Source organism: Hydrogenophaga sp. FW305-3-2-15-A-LB1 (genome assembly GCF_058787875.1).
This window is the reverse complement of record NZ_JBYTAE010000002.1, coordinates 59,216-83,053: the sequence shown is the minus strand read 5'-3', so window position 1 is coordinate 83,053 and position 23,838 is coordinate 59,216. Positions and strand designations below refer to the sequence as shown.

The following is a 23,838-nucleotide window of genomic DNA, read 5'->3' as shown; positions in this document are numbered from 1 at the left end:
GTCTTCATCCCTTGCGTTGCGCGCGTTGCGCGAGCAAGCGGTCCACTTCTTCGTCGGAAAGGTCTTCGATCGCGTCCACCATGCTGGCCGGCTCTTCGACCGTGACCGCCACCGCCTCGGGCGCTGCGGGCGCGGGCGGCTGGATCACGTCGTTGAGCAGGTAATCGGTGAGCGTGTCGATGGTCGGGTAGTCGAACAGCAGGGTGGCCGAGAGCGTCTGCCCCAGCGCCGAGCCCAGCGTGTTCCTCAGTTCCACCGCGAGCAGCGAGTCCAGGCCGAGCTCGCCCAGCGGCGTGCGCGGATCGACCGCGCGGGCCGGGTCCACGCCCAGCGCCTTGAGCGCGCGCTCGCGCACGAAGGCCGCCACCAGCGGGCGACGGCGCCCGGGCGGTGCGTCCTGCAGCTGCTGGCGCAGGCCGGCGGCCGGTGCGCTAGCGCCGGCCTTGGCGGAGGTGATCGCCACGGCGACCTGCCCGGCCACGCCGGCCAGGAACGCCGGCGGCGTGGACAGGCCCATCGCCTGCAGGTAGCGCGGCCACTCGATCGGCAGCACGGCGGCCTGGGCCTCGCCCTGGGCCAGCAGGCGCTCGAAAGCCAGCAGGCCCTGCGGCGGCGTGAGCGCGCCGATGCCCTGCGCGGCCAGGCGCTGCGCGAGCTGGCGATCCGCCGCCGCACCCACTTCCGTCCAGGCGCCCCAGTTGATGCTCAGGCCCGGCAGGCCCCGGCCCTGGCGCTCGTGGGCCAGCAGGTCGAGGAAGGCGTTGGCCGCCGAATGGTTGGCCTGCCCGCGCGAGCCGAGCACGGCCGCCACGGAGGAGAACAACACGAAGAAGTCCAGCGCGTCGCTGCGGGTGAGCTGGTCCAGCAGCCAGCCGCCGCGCACCTTGGGCGCGAAGACGTGCTCGAAGCGCGCCGCGTCCTGCTGCAGCAGGCCCGCGTCGTCCAGCACCCCGGCGCTGTGCACCACGCCGCGCAGCGGCGGGCCGTTGGCGCGGATGCGCGCGAGCAGCGCGGTCATGGCCTCGCCATCGCTCACGTCCACCGCCTCGGCCACCACGGTGGTGCCCAGCGCGCGGATCTCATCCAGCACGGGCGCCACCTCGGGCGTGACGCCCCGGCGGCTGATCAGCACCACGCGGCCCGCGCCCTGCTCGGCGAGCCGGCGCGCCACCACCGGGCCCAGCCCGGCCAGGCCGCCGGTGATGAGGTAGGTGCCGTCGCGGCGCACCGAGGCCGGCGCGGCCGCGCCGTGGCGCACCACGACCTTGCCGGTGTGTTTGGCCTGGGCCATGAAACGGAAGGCGCGCTCGGCCTCGTCCAGCGCGAACACGTGGCGCGGCAGCGGGGCCAGCCGGCCTTCGCCCAGCTCGGCCACGAGGCGCGCCAGCATGCCGCCAATGAGCGCCGGGTCGCGCTCGCCGGTTTCGCCCCAGTCCACGATGTGGTAGCGCAGGCCCCGGTTCAGCGCCTGCACCCACTCGGGTGTCTTGATGCCGCGCTTGCCGATCTCGACGAAGCAGCCGCCATCGGCCAGCGCCCGAAAGCCCGCGTCGATCAGCTCGCCCGAGAGCGCGTTGAGCACGGTGTCCACGCCCCGGCCTTGCGTGAGCGCGAGCACCTCGTCGGCGAAGTCGGCGCTGCGCGAATCCATCACGTGCGGCACGCCCATGGCGCGCAGCAGCTCGCGTTTCGCTTCGGAGCCGGCGGTGGCGAACACCTCGGCACCGGCGCGCTGCGCCAGCCGCACCGCCGCCATGCCGACACCGCCGGCCGCCGCGTGGATCAGCACGCGGTCGCCGGCCTTCATGCCGGCCAGGTGGCCCAGGCAGAACTCGGCGGTGACGAAAGGAATCGGGAAGGACGCGCCCTCTTCCGCGCTCAGGCCGGCCGGCCGGGGCTGCACGAAGGCGGCGCGCGCGATGACGTGCGAGGCGAAGCTGCCGCCGGCCACGGCCAGCACGGCATCGCCCACGCGCAGGTGCGTCACACCGGGGCCCACCGCGCTCACGCGGCCGGCGCACTCGCCGCCCAGCGGGCCCGGGTCGCCGGGGTACATGCCCAGCACGTTGAGCACGTCCTTGAAATTCAGGCCCGTGGCCTCCACCGCGATCTCGACCTCGCCGGCACCGGGCGCGCGGCGCTCCAGCGGCTGCAGGCCGAGTTCGTCGAGCGCGCCCCGGACGGCGGGCGCGAGGCGGTAGGCGGCCGGGCGGCCGGTGCTGCCCGTGACGGCTGAGCGCCGCAGGTGCGCCAGTTGCGCGGCGCGGCGTTCGCCCGCGCGCCAGGCGATCTGCTTCGACGCCGACGGGCCGGCCGCCGGCGCGTCGAGTTCGGCCAGCAGGGCCTCGATCTCCGCGCCCTCTTCCAGGTCCACGCAGGCACAACGCAGTTCGGGGTGTTCCAGCGCCACCGCCTTGGCCAGGCCCCACACCGGTGCCTGCGCCGGGTTGAGCGCGCGATCGCCCTCGTCGGTGCGCTGGGCACCGCGCGTGGCGAACCACAAGGGGGGCGGCGCGCCCAGGCCGATGAGCGCCTGCGCCAGCAGGGTGCCGCTCACGGCGCCCACGGTCTGCGCGGCGCTCAGCTGGCTGGCCGAGAGACCTTCCCAGGGCTCGGCGTCGAGCGACCAGGCGTGCACCACGCCGTGCACCGCCTGGCCCGCGGCCTGCAGCTCGCTGAACACGCGGCGGTGGTCGGCGGCGGACGCCGGGTTGATGCTGAGGGTGCCGTCGGCACCCGACATGAAGCGTTCACCCGCGCGCACCAGCACGCACTGATCGCCGCGAGCGCGCAGTCGATCGGCCAGTTTTGCGGCCACGCCGCCTTCGTCGGCCCACAGCAGCCAGCGGCGCGCGGCCGGGCCGGCGGCGCGCGCCAGCAGCAGCGACTGCAGGGCCAGCGTGCCCTGGTGGCCGCCGCCTTCGGGCAGGGCCGTGCGTTCTTCGAAGCCCCGGTCGGCCAGCAGCGAGAGCCAGGCCTCGCGCGGCAGGGTGGCGTAGTCGGGCCGCAGGTCGGTGTCGTCGAAGGCCCACCAGCCTTCGGTGAGGCCCACGGTGAGGTCGAACCAGCGCTGCGGCGCCGTCACCTCCAGCATGGCCAGCAGGCCGCCCGGCACGAGCAGGCCGCGCACGCGGTCGAGCGTGCGGCGCAGGTCGGCGGTGGCGTGGATCACGTTGGCGGCGATGACCACGTCGAAGCTCTGCGGATCGAAGCCCTGAGACTTCGGGTCCTGTTCGAGGTCGAGCACCGCGAAGCGCATGAAGCCGTGCGCGGCGAAGCGCTCCCTGGCGCGCGCCACGAACAGCGGGCCGATGTCGGTGAAGGTGTATTCCACGCCCTGCGTGGGCAGGCGCGGCGCCACGCGCGCGGTGGTGCCGCCGGTGCCGCCGCCGATTTCCAGGATGCGCAGCGGCCGGCCGCTGCCGGCGGCCTGGTGGGCCATCACGGCGAGCATGACCTCGGTCATCAGGCCGTTGAAGACCTGGGCGGTGGGCGCGTCGCGGTACATGCGCTCGGCGGTGTCCAGCGAACCGCCGGGGAACAGCAGTTGCATGGGCTCACGTTCGCCGCGCAGGGCCTCGGCCATCTCGGCGGCCACGCGGCCGGTCATCTCCAGCTCGGCGGTGGCGTCCGGGTAGGCGGCCTTCAGGCGCGCCAGTTCGGTCTCGGGCTGTGCCTCGTGCAGGGCACGGCGCACCACCCAGCCGGAAGCCTCGCGGGCCAGCAGGCCGACCTCGCCCAGGATGGCCAGCAGGCGGCCGAACAGGCGGTGGTGGCGCGCCTGCACGCCCAGGCGCGCGGCCAGGGCGGCTTCGATGGCGTGTTCGCCCACGGCGGGCGCCCAGCCCAGGCGCGAGAGCGTGCGCACCACGTACTCGGCGCACAAGGCTTCGAGCTGGGGAATGAAGGCGTCGTAGGCGTCCAGGCGCGCCGATTGGCGCAGCGCGGGCAAGGCCTGCATGGCCTGCGCGCTCAGCAGCGGCAGCGGGGCCTGCGGCGCGGCGTCCTGCACCAGCGCCGGCGCGGCGCGCCAGACGGTCTCGTACAGGCAGTCGTCGAGCCAGCGCTCGCCCAGGCGCGCCAGCGCGTCGCGCGAGACGCGCTTGAGTTGCACGTCGGCCAGCTCGGCCAGCAGCGTGCCGTCGGCCTGCCAGACGGTGACGGTGGCGCGGCTCGATTCGGCGCTGCTGGCGAGCACGTTCACATGGCTCCAGCAGCGCGCGCCGGGCGTGCCGTGCAGCGCGAAGCGGCCGATGCCGATGGGCAGGTACAGGCCTTCCTCGCCGTCGGTGGGCAGCGCGGCGGCCAGCACCTGCAGACAGCCGTCGAGCAGCACGGGGTGCATGCCGTAGGCGCCGGTTTCCCGGGCCAGCGCATCGGTCAGGGCGATCTCACCCACCGCCTGCGACGGCCCGCGCCACAGGGTTTGAATGGACTGGAAGCCGGGGCCGAAGTCCAGGCCACGGCGCGCGAAACCTTCGTAGAAACCGGCGATGTCCACCGGCTCCGAACATGCGGCCTTCAGGGCGGCCAGGGAACCCGTCGAAGCCGGCGCGGCGCCCGCGCGCAAGGTGCCCGACACATGGGCCACCCAGGGTTCGGCGTCGGCGGCGTCTTCACCCAGGCTGCTGAGCGTGACCGCCACCGCGCCGCCCTGCCGCGCCGCGCCGCAGACCACCTGCAGCGTGCGCGCGGCGCCGTCGTCGGCCAGCAGCATCGCTTCCTGCACGGTGATGTCTTCGACCGCCACCGGCCCCTGGCCGAACAGCTGGCGCGCGGCGGTCAGCAAGGTGTCGAGGTAGGCGGTGGCCGGCACGACCACGTGGCCTTGCACCCGGTGTTCGCGCATGAAAGTGGGCTCGTCCGCGCTCAGGCGGGATTCAAAAACCGTTTCGCTGCCCGCGCCACGCAACCGCGTGCCGAGCAGGGGATGGCCCGTGCCCCGGCCGCGCACCGCGGGCACCGGCGCGGGTGGCTTGGCCTGGAACCAGCAGCGCTCGCGCTGGAAGGGGTAGGACGGCAGGTCCACCGTGCGGCCGGGGCCACCGGCGCGCCAGTTCAAGTCGGCACCGGCCAGGTACAGCGCGCCGACGGCGTCGAGCATCTGTTCGCCGTCGTGGCGCCCCTTGCGCAGGGACGCGACCAGCGTGGGGCCGGCATCGCCCCAGGCCCGGCTGGCCATGGTCAGCAAGGTGGGGTGCGGGCCGATCTCGATGCACACGTCCGGCCGCAACGCGGCCAGCGCCTGCAGGCCGTCGCCGAAACGCACCGCCTCGCGCACGTGCTGGCGCCAGTAGCTGGCGCGGGTGAACGCCTCGCTCGCCAGCGCGCCGCTGAGGTTGGACACCACGCGCAGGCCGGGGCGCGAGAAGCGCAGCTGCGCCGCCTCGCGCTCGAAGGCGTCGAGCATGGGCTCGACCAGGGGCGAGTGGAAGGCGTGGGAGACGGTCAGGGCCTGGGTGCGCACGCCCTGCCCCGCCAGTTCGCGGCAGACCGCGTCCACGTCGGCCTGCACGCCGGAGATCACGACCTGGTCCACGCCGTTGACGGCGCCCAGCGACACGCTGTCGCGGTAGGGTTCGATGGCTTTTTTCGCCTGTTCCTCGGTGGTGAAGATCGCCGCCATGCCGCCGCCGGCGGGCAGCGCCTGCATCAGGCGGCCGCGCACCGCGATCAGGCGCAGCGCGTCTTCCAGGCTGAACACGCCGGCCACGCAGGCCGCCACGAGTTCGCCCACCGAATGGCCGATCACCGCCTGCGGCGCGACGCCCCAGGCGCGCCACCATTCGGTGAGCGCGTATTCGACCGCGAACAGCGCGGGCTGGGTGTAGGCGGTCTCGTTGAGCGGCGAGGTCTCGCCCTCGGGCGGGAACAGCACGGACAGCAAGGGCCGTTCGAGCTGCGGCGCGAGCAAGGCGGCGCAACGGTCCAGCGCGGCGCGGAACACCGGCTCGCTGTCGTACAGGCCTCGGGCCATGCCGGCGTACTGCGCGCCCTGGCCGGTGAACAGGAAGGCGATGCGTGGCGGGTCGCGGCGCGTCACGCGGGCGGTTTTCACGCCCTCGGTTTCGGCGCCGCGCGCGAGCGCGTCGAGGCGCTCGCAGAGTTCGGCCACGCTGTGGGCCAGCACGGTGGCACGCTGCGCGAAGTGCGAACGACCGACGTTGGCGGTGAAGCAGATGTCGGCCAGCTCGGCGTCGTCGCGGCCACGCAGGGCCTGGGCGTAACTCGCGGCCAGGGCGGCGAGCGCGGTCTCGTCTCGCGCCGACAGCGCCATCAGGTGCGCGGCGCGCGCCGGGCGGGCCGGCAGCGCGGGGGCCTCGGGCGCTTCTTCGAGCACCACGTGCGCGTTGGTGCCGCTGAAGCCGAAGGAGCTCACGCCGGCGATGCGGCGCCCGCCGATGGGCTGCCAGGGCGTGTGCTCGGTGGGCACGCGCAGCGCGTGGTCGGCCCAGGGAATGTGCGGGCTGGGCGTCTTGAAATGCAGGTGGGCCGGGATCTCGCGGTGCTGCAGCGAGAGCACCAGCTTGATGAGGCCGGTGATGCCGGCGGCCGCCTCCAGGTGGCCGATGTTGGTCTTGACCGAGGCCAGCCACAGCGGCTGCTCGCGGTCCTTGCCGAACACCGCGCCCAGGGCCTGCACCTCCAGCGGGTCGCCGAGCTGGGTGCCGGTGCCGTGCGCCTCGACCAGGCCCACTTCGTGGGGTGCCACGCCCGCGCGGGCCAGCGCCTCGCGGATCACGGCTTCCTGCGCCGGGCCGTTGGGCGCGGTCAGGCCGCTGCTGGGGCCGTCCTGGTTGACCGCGCTGCCACGGATGACGGCCAGCACGCGGTCGCCATCGGCCTGGGCGTCGCTCAGGCGTTTGAGCACCACCATGCCGCAGCCTTCGCCGCGCGCGAAGCCGTCGGCCGAGGCGTCGAAGGTCTTGCAGCGGCCGTCGGGCGCGAGCATGCGCGAGTGCGACAGCGCGATGTACAGGTCGGGCGAGAGGATGAGGTTGACGCCGCCGGCCAGCGCCATGCGGCACTCGCCGCTGCGCAGGGCCTGGCAGGCCAGGTGCACCGCCACCAGCGAGGAGGAGCAGGCGGTGTCCAGCGTCAGGCTGGGGCCCTGCAGGCCCAGCAGGTACGAGAGGCGGCCGGAGACGATGCTGTGCGCCATGCCGGAGGTGAAGTGCGCGTCGAGCAGCGAGCGGTCGCCGCTCATGAGCTGCATGTAGGCGTAGTCGCTGGCGGTCACGCCCACGTAGACGCCGGTGCGCGAGCCTTCGAGCCGGTCGGGCGCCTGGCCGGCGTTCTCCAGCGCTTCCCAGCTCACTTCGAGCAGCAGGCGCTGCTGCGGGTCCATGCCCTGCGCCTCGCGCGGGGCGATGCCGAAGAAGCCGGCGTCGAACTGGTCCACCGGGCCGAGGAAGCCGCCCTGGCGCGTGGCGATGCGGCCCGGGACTTCGGGGTCGGCGTCGTAGAGCGCGTCCATGTCCCAGCGGTCGGCGGGCGTGGGGCCGATGGCGTCCACACCGTCGCGCATGAGGCGCCAGAAGCTGTCGGCGTCGTTCCCGCCGCCGGGCACGCGGCAACCCAGGCCGATCACCGCGATCGGCTCGCGCGCGGCGCGCTCCATGGCCGCCAGGCGCGACTGCGCGTCCTCCAGGGCCAGGAAGGCGCGCTTGAGGGGCGACAGGGCCGCGGGCTCCTGCGGCGCCGCAGCGGGGTTCGGACGCTCGTCGTTCATGGTTTTCCCAGGCGGTCGAGGAGCAGGGCCTCGATGTCCGCATCGCTCATGGCCGCGACCGCGGCCTCTCCCAGCACCGCCGGGGCGGGTGCAACTTCCATGCCCGTCGGGGCCCCCGGCACCGGGGCCTCGGGCGGCGCCAGGCGGCCCAGCAGGTGGCTGGCCAGGGCGTCGATCGTCGGGTAGTCGAACATCAGGGTGGCGGGCAAGGGCTTGTCCAGGCCCAGGCTGGCGCCCAGCTGGTTGCGCAGCTGCACCGCCATCAGAGAGTCGAAACCCAGGTCCATCAGGCGATCATGCCGCCCTGGTGTGTCGTTTTTGTCCAGGCGCAGCACACGCACGACCCGATCGCGCACGAATTCACGCAAAAGCTCCAGACGTTCGCCCGGCAGGGCCGCTTCCAGCTGCTCGCGCAGGACGCCGGCGGGGGTCTGGGCCGGGGTGGCGCTGGGCGCCATCGCCTCGGACACCTCGCCGGCCTGCGCCGCCGGCGTGCCCGCCGACGCATCGCCGGGCACGCGCGCGACGATGACGTGCTGGCCCAGCCACTCGGCGCTGGAGCCGGCCTGGGGCCAGGCGCCCGCGGCGTCGAAACCGGCGTCGCGCAGCGCCTGCAGCCAGGTGGCGGGCGGCAGCAGCGGGTTGTCGGTGCGCAGGTCGTCGGCGAAATGCTGCCAGCCTTCGATCAGGCCGGTGGTCATGTCGAACCAGGCCATGTGCACGGTGGACTCGACCAGCAGCAGCACGCCGCCCGGGGCCAGCAGCTGGTGCAGGCGCGAGAGGGTCAGGCGCAGGTCCTTGCTGGCGTGCACCGCGTTGGCCGAGACGATGACGTCGAAACTGTGCGGCGCGACGCCCTGCTCCAGCGGATCGCGGTCCATGTCCAGCACGCCGTAGCTCACGAAGGGGTACGCCGCGAAGCGCTCGCGCGCCCGGTCCATGAAGAAGTCCGACACGTCGGTGAAGCGGTAGGCCGTGCGGTCGGCCGGCAAGGCGGGCAGCAGCGAGGCAGTGGTGCCGCCGGTGCCGGCACCGACCTCGAGCACGCGCAGCTGGCGCCCCGGTGCCACCGAGGCGCCCAGGGCCTCGAAACCCGAGGCCGCGAGCGCGTTGATGTAGCGCATGGTGGCCGAGCGCTCGTACAGGCCCTCGGCCAGCTCGAAGCCGCCACCGGGGAACAGGGTTTCCAGCGGGCTTTCGCCGCCGCGCAGCACCGGGCTCACGAGCTCGCCACAGTGGCGCACGTAGGCCAGCAGGGGCTGGTTGTCGGCGAACAGCGCCTCGGCCTCGCGCCAGAGCGCGGCCAGGTCGGGCTCGGCCAGCGGCGCGGGCGCCACGAAGCTGTCGCCCTCCTGCACGAGATCGCCCTGGGCGACCAGCCGATCCAGCCAGCGCTGCACCAGGTGGCCGTAGGTCTCGGCGATGCCCGCGCGCTGCAGCACCTGGGCCGGGGTGTGGCGCTCGCCCGCCGCCTTGAACAGCCCGCCATCGCGCAGGGTGCGCACGGCGTGGGCCGAGGTGATGCGCTCCAGGCAGGCCCACTTGGCGGGGTAGGAGGCGGCGTTCAGGTCGAGCGGGCCGCGTTCGGCCTGGCGCTGGAGCGCGCGCGTGAGCGTGTCCCAGCGGCGGGCGGCGCCGTCGGCCGGGGCGGCCGGCTGGCCCACCACGTCCATCCAGTGGCGGCGCTCGCGGAAGGGGTACGTGGGCAGGGCCACGCGCTGGCGGGCCTGGCCGGCGTCGAGCGCGGCCCAGTTCACGTCCGTGCCCGCGAGGTACAGGCGCTGCAGGCCTTCGAGCAGGTCGGTCCAGTCGGCGCGCTCGCGGTGCAGCGAGGGCAACCATTCGACCGGCGCGCCAGCGGCGCATTCGGCGCCCATGCCCAGCAGCACGGGGTGCGGGCCGATCTCGATGAAGTGCGTGATGCCCTGGGCCAGCAGCACCTGCAGGGACTGCTCGAAGCGCACGGGCTGGCGCATGTGGTCCAGCCAGTAGCCCGGGCGCCCGATCTCTTCCACGCCCGCGAAGTGGCCCGTGAGGTTGGACACCAGCGCGATCTGCGGCGCCGAGGAGCGCACGCCTTCGAGCGCGCGGCCGAACTCGGGCAGCACCGGCTCGATCCAGCGCGAATGCGCCGCGTGCGGCACACGCAGCGCCTTGGCGCGCACACCGGCGCGATCCAGGTGGGCCAGCAGCGCGTCCACCTCGGTGCGCAGGCCGCTGACGACGAAGTGCTCGGGACCGTTGTAGGCGGCGATGGTCAGCGCGCCGCCGGCGCGGGCCAGCTCGGCCGTCACCACCGCCTCGGGCGCGAAGACCGCGGCCATGCCGCCGTCGGCGGGCAGTGCGTGCGTGAGGCGGCCGCGCTCGGTGACCAAGCGCAGCGCGTCGTCGAGCGGGAGCATGCCGGCCACGCAGGCGGCGGCGTACTCGCCCAGGCTGTGGCCCATCACGGCCACCGGCTCGATGCCCCAGGAGCGCCAGAGCGCGGCCAGCGCGTACTCGATGGCGAAGGTGGTGGGCTGCGCGTAGAGCGTGTCGTTGATCGGCGAGGCCTCGCCGGGCGCGGCGAAGATCACCTCCAGCAGGCCACGCGGCAGCAGGGGCGCGAGGCGCGCGGCGCAGTCGTCCAGCGCCTGGCGGAACACCGGCGCGCTGTCGTACAGGGCCCGGCCCATGCCGGCGTACTGGGCGCCCTGCCCGGTGAACAGGAAGGCCACCTGCGGGCGCTGCGCGCCTTGCACCTGGCTGGCCTCGGCCTGGGCCAGGCCCTGGCGGATCCCGTCGAGGTCGGCACCGACCACGGCCACGCGGTGACTGAAGTGGGCCCGGCCGGCGTTGGCGGTGAAACAGAGGTCGGCCAGGGGCGCGGTGGCCGTGGCCAGCGCGGCCTCGTGGCGGCGCACCAGTTCCTGCAGCGTGGCGCCGTCGCGCGCGGAGAGCGCCAGCAGGTGCAGCGGGCGGTCCTTGCCCGCCGGGGCGGGTGTCTTCTGCGGGGCTTCTTCGAGGATGACGTGGGCGTTGGTGCCGCTGAAGCCGAACGAGCTCACGCCCGCGAGGCGGCGGCCTTCGATCGGCGCCCAGGGCGTGACCTGCGTGGGCACGGTCAGCGCCAGGCGGTCCCACGCAATGTGCGGGCTGCCGGTGCGGAAGTGCAGGTGCGGCGGGATCTCGCGCCGCTGCATCGCCAGCACCACCTTGATCACGCCGGCCATGCCGGCGGCGGCTTCCAGGTGGCCGATGTTGGTTTTGACCGAGCCGATGGGCAGCGGCTGCGCCGCGCTGCGGCCCTCGCCCAGCACCGCGCCGAGCGCGCCCACCTCGATCGGGTCGCCCAGCGGCGTGCCGGTGCCGTGCGCTTCCACATAACCGATCGCGCTCGCCGGCACCCGGGCCGAGGCCAGCGCCGCGCGCAGCACGGCCTCCTGGGCCGGGCCGTTGGGCGCGGTCAGGCCGCCGCTGCGGCCGTCCTGGTTGAGCGCGCTGCCGCGCACCACGGCCAGCACGCGGTCGCCCTGCGCCAGCGCGTCCGAGAGGCGGCGCAGCACGAGCACCGCGCAGCCTTCGCCGCGCACGTAGCCGTCGGCCTCGGCGTCGAAGGTCTTGCAGCGGCCATCGGCCGCCATCATGCGGGCGCGCGAGAAGTTGATGTTCATCTCGGGCGTGAGGATCAGGTTCACCGCCCCGGTCAGCGCCCGGTCGCACTCGCCCGCGCGCAGCGCCTGGCAGGCCTGGTGCAGCGCCACCAGCGAGGAGGAACAGGCGGTGTCCACCACCACCGCCGGCCCCTGCAAGCCCAGGAAGTAGGACAGCCGGCCCGCCACCACGCTGTAGGCGTTGCCGGTGCTGAAGTAGGCGTCGATCAGCTCGCGGTGGGCGAACAGCGCGCGGCCGTAGTCGTTGTTGCTCACGCCCAGGTAGACGCCGGTGCGCGAGCCCGCGAGTTCGGGGCCGGCGTGGCCAGCGTCTTCCAGCGCTTCCCAGCTGACCTGCAGCATGAGGCGCTGCTGCGGGTCCATGCTGGCGGCCTCGCGCGGCGAGATGCCGAAGAACTCGGCGTCGAAGCGGTCCACCTGATCGATGAAGCCGCCGAAGCGCGTGGTCATCTTGCCCGGCGCGTCCGGGTCTTCGGCGTAGAGCGCGTCGAGCGACCAGCGGTCCGCCGGGATGCCCTGGATCGCGTCGGTGCCCGACCACAGCAGCTCGGCGAAGCTCTCGGCGTCGTGCACACCGCCGGGCAGGCGCATGCCCATGCCGACGATGGCGATGGGTTCGTGCAGCGCCGCCTGCGCGCGGGCCAACTGGGCCTTGAGATCGCGGATCTCGAGCAGCGCGCGCTTGACGGGGGTGAGCGCTTCGGCGCCCGGCGGGGTGTCTGTCATGTGTGCTCCGAGGACCCGCTTTCGAGTTCCTTCAACAAGAGGGCTTCGGCTTCTTCATCGCTGAGGTCGGCCAGTTCATCGAGCGCGGGCGGCGCGGCGGCGGGCGCGGCGAACGATTGCGCGGGCGCCGCCTCGACCTCCAGGCCCAGCGTGCGCAGCAGGCTGGTGGCCAGGGCGTCGAGCGTGGGGTAGTCGAACAGCAGCGTGGCCGGCAGCGGGTGCGCGAAGGCTTTGGCCAGGGCGTTGCGCAGCTCCACCGCCATCAGGGAGTCGAGGCCGACTTCCTTGAGTGCGATGCGAGGCTGCAGTGGCTGTGCCGATTCCAGGCCCAACACCTGCAAGGTGCGCTCGCTCAGGTAGGCGATGAGGGCCGCGCGGCGCTGGCCGCTGGGCATGGCCTGCAGCCGCTCCAGCACCGCGGGCCCGGCGGGCGGGGCAGCGGGCGCCGTGGTGGGCATGGCGGTGGCCAGGGTCTGGAAGAAGCCCGCGTCGGCCCCGGCCGGCAGCTGCGCCAGGAAGCGCGTCCAGTCGATCGGCAGCACCAGCGCATGGGCGGTGCCCTCCTGCAGCAGCTGCGCCAGCGCGGCGAAGCCGGTGGCGGGCGTGATCTGGCCCAGGCCGCGCGCGGCCCACGCGCCGTGGCCGCCGCTGGCCGACTGCGCGGCCATGCCGACCTCGGCCCAGGCGCCCCAGGCCACGCTCAGGGCGGGCAGGCCCTGGCCCTGGCGCGCGTGGGCCAGGGCATCGAGTTCGGCGTTCGCGGCAGGGTAGGCCCCCTGCCCCGCCGCGCCCAGCCACAGGCCGGCGGCGGAATAGAGCACGAAGAGATCGAGCGGCAGGTGGCGCGTGAGATCGTGCAGCACCCAGGCGCCGTGGGCCTTGCCGCGCAGCACGGCCTGGCAGCGCGGCCAGGTCTGGCGCAGCAGCACGGCGTCGTCCAAGGCGCCGGCGGCGTGCACCACGCCGCGCAGCGGCGGCATGGTGCGTGAAAGGCTCTCGAGCACCGAGGCCATGCGCTCGCGGTCGGCGGCGTCGGCCTCGAAGGTGTTCACGGTGGCGCCCGAGGCGCGCAACTCGGCGATCACCGCCCGCGCGTGGTCGCCAGGCGCCGAGCGGCCGCTGAGCGCCAGGTGGCGCGCGCCCGAGGCGACCAGCCAGCGCGCCGTTTCCAGGCCCAGGCCACCCAGGCCGCCGGTGATCCAGTAGGTGGCGTCGGCGGCGATCGCCGCCGGCTGCGGCACGCGCAGCACGATCTTGCCCACGTGCTTCGCTTGCGCCATGAAGCGGAAGGCTTCCTGCGCGCCTTCCAGTGGGTAGATCCGCACCGGCAGGGGCGCAAGACTGCCATCGGCGAAGGCCTCGAGCAGGTCGTCGAACATGGGCCGCAGCAGGCCGTGGTCGGCCTGGGCTTCGGAGCCCAGGTCGTAGGCGTGGTAGCGCACGTCGGGGCGCAGCGCGGCGGCGCTGTCCACGGTCAGGATGTCGCGCTTGCCCAGTTCCAGGAAAGTGCCGCCCTGGCCCAGCGCGCCCAGCGTGGCGGGAATGAAATCGCCGGCCAGGGAGTTGAGCACCACGTGCACGCCCTGCCCGTTCGTGGCGGCGCGCAGCTCGTCGGCGAAGGCGAGCGAACGCGAATCCATCACTTGCGCCACGCCCATCCGGCGCAGCAGCTCGCGCTTGTCGGGCGAGCCCGCCGTGGCGAACACCTGGGCGCCCGCGCGCAGCGCGAGCTGCACCGCGGCCAGGCCCACGCCACCGGCGGCGGCGTGGATCAGCACGCGCTGGCCCGGCCGCAGTTGGGCGAGGCGGTGCAGGCCGTGGTGGGCGGTGAGAAACGCCACCGGCAGGGCCGCGGCGTCTTCCACGGCCATGCCGGCCGGCAGCTTGGCGAGAAAGGCCGCCGGCACTGTCACGTCCGTGCCCAGGCTGCCGGGCGCGTAACCGAACACGGTGTCGCCCACCGCGAGCCCCTCGACGCCCACGCCGAGTTCGGTGACCTCCCCGGCGCACTCGGCGCCCAGCGGCACGCCGGGCGCGCTGTACATGCCCAGGGTGAGCAGCACGTCGCGGAAATTGATGCCGGCCGCGCGCACGCGCAGGCGCACTTCGCCGGCCTGCAGGCGGTGGGGCGTGGAGGCCTGCAGCCGCGCGCCGTCGAGCGTGCCGGCCTGGGCCACCACCCAGTGGCGGGGCTCGCTGCGGCGCGCACCCTCGCCCCGGCGGTGGCGCACCAGCCGGGCCGCCCAGCGCTGCGCGCCACGCAGGGCGATGCGCTGCGGGGACGCGGGCGGTTGCCGCAGTTCGGTCAACAGGTTCAGGGCCGCGTTCGCGGTGTCGGTGGGGTCCAGGTCGATCGCATGGACCTGCAGTTCCGGGTGCTCGACCGCCACCGCGCCCGCCAGGCCCCAGAGGCCGGCCGCGCGCGGCCGCAGGGCGTCGGCGGCTTCCTGGCCGCTGACCGCCTGCGCGCCCCGGCTCACCAGCCACAGCGGCGCGGGCGCGGCGCCCAGGCCCTGCACCAGCGCGAGCGCGCTGCCCACGGTGAGCCAGTCGTCGTCGTGCTCGGCGGGCCAGTCGAGCGGCGCCGTGTCCAGGCTCCAGAGATGCACCACGCCGCGCCAGGGGCCGGCGGTGTCCAGGGCGTCGCCCGGTCGCACACGCACGCACTGCGCGCCGGCCTGCGTCAGGCGGTCCGCGAGTTCGTCGGCCACACCGGAGCGGTCGGCCAGCAGCAGCCAGCGGCCTTGCAGATCGGCCGTGGCGGCGAGCAGCGGCTGGGGCTGCCAGGCCAGGTCGTACAGCAAACCGTCGCTGGCATCGGCGGCCGCGAAGGCGCTGGCGTCGGCCGGGGCGAAACGCATGCCGTCCAGGCGGGCGACCACGGTGCCGTCGGGTTCGCAGAGGGTCACGCGCGCGGTGAGCGAGCTGCCGGTCTCGACCACGCTCGCCGCCACCTGGAGGCGCCGCGACCGCGACGGGCGCAGCAGCAGCTCGTCCACCCCCAGCGGCAGGTAGAGGCTGGGCGGCAGGCCGCCACCGGCGTGGCCCGCGGCCACGGAACAGAGCTGCAGCGCGCCATCGAGCAACACGGGGTGCAGGGCATGGCCCGTGGCCAGGCCTTCGTCGGGCAGTTCCACCCAGCCGCTGGCCACGCCAGGGCCGGACGCCACGTCCTGCAGCACGCGGAAACGGGGACCGAAGGCCACACCGAGTTCGGCAAAGCGCTGGTGGACCGCCGAGGCGTCCACGGTCTGGTCGGTGGTCACGGCATCGGCCACCTCGGCACCGTTCGCGGCCACGGCGCGGGCGTTCGCCACCGGCTGCCACCCATCGCCATCGAGCGCCTGGTGCAATTCGAGGTCCACGGCGCCACCCTCGTCCAGCGTGGCCGAGACCTGCCACCGCGTGGCCGGCTCGTCCGCCTCGGCGATGACCAGCGGGCGCGAGAGCGTGAAGCCGGTGAGCCGCACGGCGTCGGCCCGCAGCAGGTCGCGCGCGGCCGCGCCCAGCACGTCCATCATGGCGGCGGCCGGCATCAGCAGGCGGCCGAAAACGCGGTGGTCGTTCAGCCAGGCGTGCGCGGCGGACGCATCACCCTCGTGGATGCGCATCTTCTGACTCGCCATGGGCAGGCGCCGGCCGAGCAAGGGGTGCACGGCCGCGCCCTGTGCCGTTGAAACGCTCGGTGTCGAAACAGGGCGCGGGCGGATCCAGTGGCGCTTGCGCTGCCAGGGGTAGGCCGGCAGCGGCACCACCTGCCCGCCGTCGGGCTGGAGCGCGTCCCAGGCCGGCATGAGGCCGGCGGCGTACAGGCCGGCACAGGCCTGCAGCAGGGTTTCGCGCTCGGGCTTACCGCGGCGCAGCGAGGTCAGCAAACGGGGCTCCACCTCCGCACCGGCCAGGCATTCGGCGATCGAGGCGCCGAGCACCGGGTGGGGGCCGATTTCGAGGAACACGTCGAAGCCGTCGTCCGCCATGGCCTGGATGGCCGGGGCGAAGCGCACCGTCTGGCGCACGTTGCGGCCGAAGTAGCCGACGTCGAGCGGCTGCGGGTCGAGCAAGGCGCCGGTGACGGTGGAGTAGACCGGCACGCCCGGCGCCGCGCAGCGCAGGCCCGCGAGTTCGTCGGTGAGCCGCTGCTGGAACGGCGCCATCTGCGCGCTGTGGAAGGCGTACTGCACCGGCAGCATGCGGTGGGTCACACCGCGTGCCGTGAGCTGGTCGAGCGCCTCGTCCAGGGCCTTCGCGTCGCCCGAGAGCACCACGCTGCGCGGCCCGTTGAGCGCGGCCACGGAGAGTTGGCCGTTCCACGGCCTCACGAATTCGTCGGCGGCCTCGGCGCTCAAGCCGACCGAGGCCATGCGCCCCAGACCGGTGGCCTGCTGCATGGTGCGGCCCCGATGCCAGACCACGCGGATCGCGTCGGGCAACGGGAGCACACCTGCCACGTGCAGCGCGGCCATCTCGCCGATGCTGTGGCCCACCAGGCCATCGGGCTGGATGCCCCAGGATTTCCAGAGCGCCACCAGCGCCACTTGCAAAGCGAACAGCGCGGGCTGCGCGACCTCGGTTTCGCCGAGCCGCGAGTGCGCTTCGTCCGCCGCCAGGGCGTCCAGCAGCGACCAGCCCGAGAGCGGGCGCAGCAGCGCGTCGCACTCGGTCATCACCGCGCGGAACACGGGCTCGCTGGCCAGCAGTTCGCGGCCCATGGCGTGCCACTGCGGCCCCTGCCCGCTGAACACGAAGGCCACGCGCGGCAGCGCGATGGACGAGCGCTGGCCGCTGGCCAGCGCCGGCGCGTCTTCGCCGAGCGCGAACTGGTTCAGGCGCGCGGCGATGTCTTGAGCCGACTGGCCGACCACGGCCAGGCGCACATCGTGGTGCGTGCGGCGCTCGGCGGCGGTGAACACGGCATCGGGCAGGGCCACCACGCCCTGGGTGAGGAAACCGGCCCAACGCTGCGCCACGGCGCGCAGGGCCTCGGGGCTTTTGGCCGACAAAGGCAGCAGGTGCCCGGCACCGTCGCCGGGCGGGGACGGCTCGGCCGGCAGCGCCGGGGCCTCTTCCACGATCACGTGGGCGTTGGTGCCGCCCACGCCGAAGGAACTCACGGCGGCGCAGCGCGCCTGTGCGCCACGCGGCCACGGCGTGAGCGCGGTGGCCACGGCCAGGCGCGTGCCGGCGAGCGAGATGTGGTGGCTCAGGCGGGTGAAATTGGGTTGCGGCGGGATCGCCTCGTGCTGCAGCGCCAGCACGGTCTTGATCAGGCCGACCACACCGGCGCCCGCTTCGAGGTGGCCGATGTTGGCCTTGGCCGCGCCGATGTAGCAGGTGCCGGCGCCGGGCGCGGGCTGGCCCACGGTGGCGGCCAGGGCCTCCACCTCGATCGGGTCGCCCAGCGCGGTGCCGGTGCCATGGGCCTCCACGAAGCCGATGCGGTGGGGTTCGAGCTGCGCGTTGTCCAGCGCCTCGCGCACCATGGCCTGCTGGGCCAGGCCGTTGGGGGCGGCCAGCAGCGTGGAGTGGCCGTCGGAGTTCACGGCCGAGCCGCGCAGCACGCCGAGCACGCGGTCGCCATCGGCCACCGCGTCGGCCAGGCGCTTGAGCACCACCACGCCACAGCCTTCGCCCCGGCCGAAGCCGTCGGCCGATTCGTCGAAGGTCTTGCAGCGGCCGTCGGGCGCCATGAAACCGACCTTGGACAGCGAGACCATCAGCTCGGGCGAGATCATCAGCGACACGCCACCGGCCACCGCGAGATCGCTTTCGCCGCTGCGCAGGCTCTGGCAGGCCAGGTGGATCGCCACCAGCGAGGACGAGCAGGCGGTGTCGATCGACAGGCTGGGGCCGCGCAGGTCCAGCAGGTAGGACAGCCGGTTGGCGACCACGCTGTGCAGCGTGCCGGTGAGCGTGCGCGCGTCGACGGCGGCCAGGTCGTTGTGCTGCATCTGCGCATAGTCGCTGTGGTAGCTCGCGATGTACACGCCGGTGCGGCTGCCTTGGAGGTGCGCCTCGGACAGGCCGGCGTCGTCCAGCGCCTCGATGGCGACTTCGAGCAGCAGGCGCTGCTGGGGATCCATGCGCTCGGCCTCGCGCGGCAGCACGCCGAAGTACGCGGCGTCGAAGCCGTCGATGCGGTCGAGGAAGCCACCCCATTTGGTGAGCGACTTCGCGGGTGCGGCGGCATCGGTGCTGTACCAGGCATCACCGTCCCAGCGGTCGGCGGGCACTTCGCGGATCGCCTCGCGGCCATCGCGCAGCAGTTCCCACAGATCGGCCGGCGACTCCACGCCGCCGGGCGTGCGGCAGCCCATGCCGACCACCGCGATGGGGTCGGCGCGCAGCACCGGCTCGGCCGATTCGCGCAGTTGTCGCGCCATCAGCGCGAGCTTGAGCGCGGACAGGCCTTTGAGCGCGTCGGATGCCATCAGCCTCCTCCCCGGCGGCGGTTGCCGCGCAGCGCCAGCAAGGCGTCTTCATCGGACAGGGCAGCCACGACGGGCGCGGCCGGTGGTGGGGGGGCATCCTGGGCCGGTGGCGCCCCCGGCGCGGCGGCATCGGCGCCCGCCAGATGGGCGGCCAGCGCTTCCACCGTGGGGTAGTTCCAGGCCAGGGTCGCCGACAGCGAGCGGCCCGTGGCGACTTCGAGCCGGTTGCGCAGTTCCATGGCCATCAAGGAGTTCAGTCCCATCGAGCCCAGGGCCTTGCGCGGGTCCAGGCGCGCGGGCGCGATGCGCAGCACCGCCCCCACGGCTTCCTTCACCAGGCCCTCCAGCAGGCGGCGCCGTTCGGCCGGCGCTGCGGTGGCGAGTTGTTCACCCAGGCCCGTGGTGGTGACCGGTGCCGCCGGCAAGGCGGCCAGCAGGTCGCGGCACAGCGGCGCGGAGCGGCCGGCCCGTGCCATCGCGAAGGCCGCCCAGTCCAGGGGCACCACGATCAGATGCGCCTCGCGGCGCTGGCACAGCCAGGGGAACAGCGCGGCGCCTTGCGCGGGCTCGAACGCCCGGATGCCCTGGCGCTCCATCTGCGCGACGTTCTGGGCACCGGCGTCGTCGTGCACGAGGCCGGTGCCGGCCCACACGCCCCAGCCGATGCTGAGCGCGGGCAGGCCGCGCGCGCGCCGGTCCTGCGCCAGCGCGTCCAGCCCGGCGTTGGCGGCCGCGTAGTTGGCCTGGCCCGCCTGCGCGAACACGGCGCCGGTGGAGGAAAAGGTGACGAACAGGTCGAGGTCGGGCAGCAGCTGGTCCAGCCAGCGCGCGCCCTGCAGCTTGGGCCGCAGCACCGCGTCGAAGGCGGTCTCGTCCATCTGGCTGGCCAGGCGGTTGTCGAAGGTGCCGGCGGCGTGCACCACGCCCCGGATCGCCGGCCAGGCCTCGGCGGCATAGCGCGCGAGGAAGGCTTGCAACTGATCCTTGTCGGCCACGTCCACCGCGGCGACGTGCACCGAGGCGCCCAGGGCTTCGAGCGCGCGCACGGCGGCCACGCGCCGGCCTTCGGCACTGGCGGGGTCGAGCGCGCCCCAGGCCGCGCGCTCGGGCAAGGGGGTGCGGCCCAGCAGCACCAGCCGGCGCGCCCCGCCTTCCACCATGGCCTGTGCCACGTGGCCGGCCACGCCGCCCAGGCCACCGGTGATGAGGTAGGCCGCGTCGGCGCGCCAGGCGAAGGGCTGCGCCAGGCGGTCGCGCTCGGCGCGCGCCAGGCGCAGGACATGGCGGTAGGGGCCGCGCCAGGCGACCTGGTCTTCGCCATCGGCGCACAGCAGGTGGTCCGCCAACGCGCCTGCGCCGCGCGCGGCGTCGAAGTCGGTACCGAGGTCGATCAGACCGCCCCAGTGTTCGGGGTGCTCTTCGGCGAGCACGCGGGCGCTGCCCCAGAGCGCGCCTTGCAGCAGCTGCACGCGCTCGCCCGGCACCACCGCCTGGGCAGCCTGGGTGATGAACCAGAGGCGGGCGTCGGAGCCCGCGCTGCGCAGAGCGCGCAGCGCCTGCAAAGGGAGAAACGGCGCCGTGGCGTCCTCTTTCGCCCAGAGCACCACATGGTCGCAAGGCTCGGCAAGCGCGGCGTGCAGCCCGGCCAGCGGCACGCCGCGCGCCTGCATGCCCGAGGCGCGCAGCGCGGCCACCAGGGCCTCGTCGGCCGCACCGACCACCAGCCAGCGCGAAGCGCGCGGCGCGCTGTCGTGGGAAGGGTCGCTGGCGGTCCATTGGAGCTGGTACAGCCAGTCCAGCGAAGCGGCGTCCGGCTTGCGGGTCGGGCCCGGCGCGCCGCTGGTGTTGAAGCTCGGCACCTCGGCCGCATCGGCCCAGTGCCGTTCGCGCTGCCAGGGATAGGAAGGCAGGTCCACCCAGCGGCCCGGCGCCGGCTGGCTCGCGCGCCAGTCCACGGGAACACCGTGCGTCCACAAGGCGCCCAGTGCGGCGCGGGCGCCCAGGCAGGCCGGCTCGTCGCGGTGGCCGCAGGCCACGGTGGCGATGTCGCGCGCGGCGATCTGCGCGGTCTGCTGCAGGGACGGCAGCAGGACCGGGTGTGGACCGAGTTCGACGAACACGGTGATGCCCTCGGCCAGCATCTGCTCCACGGCGTGCGAGAACAGCACCGGGCGGCGCAGGTTGTCCGCCCAGTAGGCGGCGGGCATTTCATGGCCCTCGACGCGGCGCGCGCGCACGGTGGAATACAGAGGGCAGCGGGCGGCCGAGGGCGACAGGCCGTCGAGCTGCTGGGCCAGTTCCTGCGCGAGCGGCTCCATCTGCGGGCTGTGCGAGGCCACATCCACCTTCACCAACCGGCAGAAGATCTGCTCGCGCTCGAGTTCGGCCATCACGGCCTGCACCGCCTCGGGCTCGCCCGAGATGACGCTGGATCGCGGGCTGTTGCTCACCGCCACCGACAACCGGTCTTCCCGGCCTCGCAGGCGCTGGCGCGCATCCTCCATCGACAGCTCCACCAGGGCCATGGCGCCCAGGCCGCTGACGCGCCGCATGAGCCGGCTGCGCGCGCACACGATCCGCATGGCCTGCCCGATGTCGAGCACGCCGACGATGCAGGCCGCGCCCACCTCGCCCATGCTGTGGCCCACCACCGCGTCGGGCTCCACGCCCCAGGAGCGCAGCAGCGCCGCGTAGGCGATCGCGAGGGACACCAGCACCGGCTGCACCACGTCGATGCGGTCGAGCTGGGCGTCGGCGCTGCCGGGTTCGGCCTGCAACAGCGCCAGGATGGACACGTCCAGGTAGGGTCGCGCGGCGGCATCGCACTGCGAAAGGATGTCGCGGAACACGGGCTCGGCGTCGATCAGCTGCCGCGCCATGCCGCTCCATTGCGCGCCCTGCCCGGGCACGACGAAAGCGAGCCGCGGACGCTCACCGGGGCGCGCCTGGACGCCCTCGCCTTCGCCCGAAGCGAAGCGCTGCAGGGCCTCGCGCAGCGAAGCCGCGTCCTGCGCGGCGAAAGCCGCCCGGACGTCCAGCGCCGAGCGCCGCAGCGCGGCCGCCTGGCAGAGTTCCTCCAACGCCAGGGCCTCCGCGTCCGCGTCCGCGAGCCGATCGGCGTACCGGGAAGCGAGCGCGCGCAAGGCCTCCGGGCTCCTGGCGGACAGCGGAAGCACCACCGCCGGGGCCGGGGCGGCGGGCGAAGCCTTCGCCTCGACCGCCGGCGCCTCCTGCAACACGACGTGGGCGTTGGTGCCCGCGATGCCGAACGAGTTGACGCCCGCCACGCGCGGGGTGCCCGATGCCGGCCAGGCCGCGAGCGAGGTCGGCACGCGAAACGGCAGCTCGCCCCAGGGCACGCCGGGATTGGGATTCACGAAATGCAGGCTGGCCGGCACCGCACCGTGGTGCAGCGCGAGCGCGGCCTTGATCAGCCCGGCCACGCCGGCCGCGCCCTCGGTGTGGCCGATGTTGGTCTTGACCGACCCGATGTGGCAGGTGCTGCCCGCCTCGCGGGCATCACCCAGCACGGCGCCCAAGGCGGCGATCTCCACCGGGTCGCCGGCGCGCGTGCCGGTGCCATGCGCTTCCACGTACGACACCTGCGAGGCGGCCACGCCGGCGTCGCGGTAGGCGGCGCGCAGCATCTCTTCGTGGCCGATGCGGCTGGGCCGGCCCATCACGCCGCTGCTGCGGCCATCGTTGTTCACCGCGCTGCCGCGAATCACCGCGTAGATGCGGTCGCCGTCGCGCACCGCGTCGGCCAGCCGCTTGAGCACCACCAGCCCGGCGCCTTCGCTGCGCACGTAGCCGTCGCCCGAGGCGTCGCCGAACTTGCAGTGGCCGTCAGCGGCCATCATGCGACTCTGCGAGTAGCCGATGGTGATGTGCGGCTGCAGGATCATGTTCACACCGCCGGCCAGGGCCAGGCGCGTCTCGCCGCTGCGCAGGCTGCGCACGGCCAGGTGCACCGCCGCCAGCGACGACGAGCAGGCCGAATCGATCGTCAGGCTCGGCCCGCGAAAGCCGAACACGTAGGAGATGCGCCCCGACGAGGCGTAGCGCCCGCTGCCCAGCGTGGACGGGAAGTCGATCGCCTCGGGTTGGGCGAACAGCCGGGACTCGAAATCACTGACCCACTGGCCGATGTAGACCGCCGTCTCGCTGCCTTCGAGCTGCGGCACGTCCTGGCCGGCGTCTTCCAGCGCCTCCCAGGCCGTCTCCAGCAGCACGCGCTGCTGGGGATCGATCACCTGCGCCTCGCGCGGCGAAATACCGAAAAAATCGGCATCGAACAGGTCCATGCGATCGAGGAAGCCACCGCGCCGCGACATCATGCGGCCCGGGGTCGCGGGGCGCGCGTCGAAAAACCGCTGGAGGTCGATGCGGTCGGCCGGCACCTCGCCAATCGCATCCTGCCCTTCGCTCAAAAGCCGCCAGAAGCTGGCGGAGTCGATCACGCCCCCCGGGAAGCGGCACCCGATGCCCACGATGGCGACGGGTTCCTTCGAGGGGTGGTTCATGCCGAGGTCTCACGCGGCCGGGCCTCGGCCAGCAGCGGCGCCAGCGTGGCCGACAGGTCGGCCAGCAGCGGATCTTTCTGCGCCTGGAGGTAGAAGTGGTCGCCCGGGAACACCCGCACGCGGAACGCGCCCTGGGTTTCGCCGCGCCAGCCGTCCAGGTGCGCGCGCGGCGTCAGCGGATCGTCCGAGCCGCCGAACACCGTGACCGGGCAGGCCAGCGGCGCTCGGGAGGCCGGCGGCAGGTGGGTCTCCAGCGCGTGGATGTCGGCCCGCAGCGCGGGCAACAGCAACGCCAGCAGCTCCTCGTGCTCGGCCACCTCGGGCGGAATGCCACCGTAGCGGCGGTTGATCTCGGTCACGAAATCGGCGTCCGACAGGACGTGCAGCAGGGGATCGGGGTTGGGCCAGTGCGGCGGCCGCCGGCCCGAGACGAACAGGTGGCGCGGCATCGGCGCGCCGGTCGCGTGCAGCGCACGCGCCACTTCGCTCGAGAGCACGGCACCCATGCTGTGGCCAAAAAAGGCGAACGGCAGATCGAGATGGGGTTGCAGCGCGGCCACCACGGCGCTGACGAGCTCGGGCAGGTGCGTCATCGCGGGCTCGTTCAGGCGGTTGGCGCGGCCAGGCAGCTGGATCGCGCAGAGCTCCAGATCGGCGGGCAGCGCAAGCGACCAGGGCCGGTACACGGCCGCGCCCACCCCGGCATGGGGAAAGCAGAACAGGCGGGCCCGCGCCTGCGGCCTGGGCGTGAAGCGTTGCAACCACAGGCTGTTCAT

The 23,838-nt window shown here is 74.0% G+C and carries 5 protein-coding genes; all 5 read right to left on the bottom strand.

The window, feature by feature from the left end; genetic code table 11:
• Positions 1-4 precede the first annotated feature (4 nt).
• From AC3WPZ_RS01025 to AC3WPZ_RS01005, 5 genes are read right to left on the bottom strand one after another with little or no spacing between them, the layout of a single operon-like run.
• On the bottom strand, positions 5-7,732 hold the full coding sequence (locus AC3WPZ_RS01025) for an SDR family NAD(P)-dependent oxidoreductase (RefSeq protein ID WP_492437797.1): 7,728 nt from the start codon (positions 7,730-7,732) through the stop codon (positions 5-7).
• On the bottom strand, positions 7,729-12,111 hold the full coding sequence (locus AC3WPZ_RS01020) for a type I polyketide synthase (protein WP_492437795.1): 4,383 nt from the start codon (positions 12,109-12,111) through the stop codon (positions 7,729-7,731). Before AC3WPZ_RS01020 ends, AC3WPZ_RS01025 begins: the two co-directional genes overlap by 4 nt.
• Positions 12,108-18,539 (bottom strand): SDR family NAD(P)-dependent oxidoreductase, encoded by a 6,432-nt coding sequence (locus AC3WPZ_RS01015; RefSeq protein WP_492437793.1) that lies wholly within the window; start codon positions 18,537-18,539, stop codon positions 12,108-12,110. The genes AC3WPZ_RS01020 and AC3WPZ_RS01015 overlap by 4 nt, the downstream gene beginning before the upstream one ends.
• Positions 18,539-23,062: a type I polyketide synthase gene (locus AC3WPZ_RS01010; RefSeq protein WP_492437791.1), complete on the bottom strand. Its 4,524-nt coding sequence runs from the start codon at positions 23,060-23,062 to the stop codon at positions 18,539-18,541. The genes AC3WPZ_RS01015 and AC3WPZ_RS01010 overlap by 1 nt, the downstream gene beginning before the upstream one ends.
• Positions 23,059-23,838 (bottom strand): thioesterase II family protein, encoded by a 780-nt coding sequence (locus AC3WPZ_RS01005; RefSeq protein ID WP_382158230.1) that lies wholly within the window; start codon positions 23,836-23,838, stop codon positions 23,059-23,061. The genes AC3WPZ_RS01010 and AC3WPZ_RS01005 overlap by 4 nt, the downstream gene beginning before the upstream one ends.

What these genes read in the sequence shown, in the direction of transcription:
- AC3WPZ_RS01025 (WP_492437797.1), bottom strand. Translation starts at nt 7,732, where the DNA reads ATGAACGACGAGCGTCCGAACCCCGCTGCGGCGCCGCAGGAGCCCGCG.
- AC3WPZ_RS01020 (WP_492437795.1), bottom strand. Translation starts at nt 12,111, where the DNA reads ATGACAGACACCCCGCCGGGCGCCGAAGCGCTCACCCCCGTCAAGCGC.
- AC3WPZ_RS01015 (WP_492437793.1), bottom strand. Translation starts at nt 18,539, where the DNA reads ATGGCATCCGACGCGCTCAAAGGCCTGTCCGCGCTCAAGCTCGCGCTG.
- AC3WPZ_RS01010 (WP_492437791.1), bottom strand. Translation starts at nt 23,062, where the DNA reads ATGAACCACCCCTCGAAGGAACCCGTCGCCATCGTGGGCATCGGGTGC.
- AC3WPZ_RS01005 (WP_382158230.1), bottom strand. Translation starts at nt 23,838, where the DNA reads ATGAACAGCCTGTGGTTGCAACGCTTCACGCCCAGGCCGCAGGCGCGG.